The organism is Micromonospora sp. U21 (genome assembly GCF_018070045.1).
Classification (GTDB): Bacteria; Actinomycetota; Actinomycetes; order Mycobacteriales; family Micromonosporaceae; genus Micromonospora.
Genome location: NZ_JAGPYK010000095.1, coordinates 1 through 489 on the forward strand (window position 1 = coordinate 1; position 489 = coordinate 489).

The 489-nt window shown below is 69.7% G+C and carries 1 protein-coding gene and 1 pseudogene; both read right to left on the reverse strand.

Annotated features, from left to right (window positions below):
* Positions 1-238: DUF6510 family protein (locus tag KBX63_RS34910; RefSeq protein ID WP_374102304.1), on the reverse strand; the 238-nt coding region annotated here is incomplete at its 3' end.
* A 9-nt stretch (positions 239-247) separates the two neighbouring features.
* Positions 248-343, reverse strand: a pseudogene (locus KBX63_RS36995) (oxidoreductase); the annotation flags it as partial.
* Between the last annotated feature and the right edge of the window lie 146 nt (positions 344-489).

Consider the following 489-nt stretch of genomic DNA (forward strand, 5'->3'; position numbering starts at 1 on the left):
CGGTTGTGCGTACCACGCGCATGACGACGTCCTCGCAGTCGGGGCATCGGGCGACGAGGCCGGGTGCTCGGTCGAACACGCGCATCGCGGCCAGCGGGCGGGTCGTGCGGCAGCCGGCGCAGGTGAGTTCGGCAACGGTGGGGTCGGTTCCGATGATCTCGCCGAGTGGTCCGGCGAGGGCGTTACCGTCCACCCAGGGTGCGTCGTCTGCTGTGACGTTGGTGCTCGACATGGTCATCCTCCGGTGGGTGGGTCCGAAGCGTTCGGTGCGGATGTTCGCGGGGTCGTGGCCGATGTCGACGAGGAGGTCGGCCACGGTCTCGACGAACCCGGTCGGCCCGCAGTCACCTCGAGGCGGTCGGGCCCTGGGGCGGATGAGATCGAGTAGCTGCGGTATGCCGTGTAGCCGTCGGGAGCCGTCAGCCGGAGGTCGATGTGCTGGCCCGGCAGGTGACCTGTCCAGCCGTCGACGTTCAGGACCAGGGTCCG